Origin of the sequence: Lentilactobacillus dabitei (genome assembly GCF_019061365.1) — a bacterium.
In the GTDB taxonomy this organism is placed as follows: Bacteria; Bacillota; Bacilli; order Lactobacillales; family Lactobacillaceae; genus Lentilactobacillus; species Lentilactobacillus dabitei.
Map to the genome: position 1 here is coordinate 1 of NZ_JAHPPD010000199.1, position 289 is coordinate 289.

The window sequence follows — 289 nt, forward strand, 5'->3', positions numbered from 1 at the left end:
AACTGCCGTTGCGGTTATTACCAGTGTTAATCCCAGCGTATGAGTAGCGTTCGTAACCCAAAAACTCTGCCAATTCGGTTTGAAGCAGCTGGTTAATCGCAATTTCGAGGTGGTGACGAAAAACTTCGTCCAAATCTTGCTTTTGGGCTAGTGCAGCGATAATTTCTGTGGTAAGTTCATTCATGGGGAATGCCTCCTGTGATGTTTTCTGTGGTTACTAAATATCATAAGGGAAGGCATTCCCTATTTCTATACAATTCAGAAATCTTTTATGCATTTACACAAGATA

General features: G+C 40.8%; 1 protein-coding gene. It reads right to left on the reverse strand.

Annotation, left to right across the window (positions count from 1 at the left end):
• Positions 1 to 184, reverse strand: a 184-nt coding sequence (locus tag KTE19_RS13775; protein WP_187347012.1) for a transposase, incomplete at its 3' end; no start/stop codon positions are given.
• Positions 185 to 289 lie beyond the last annotated feature (105 nt).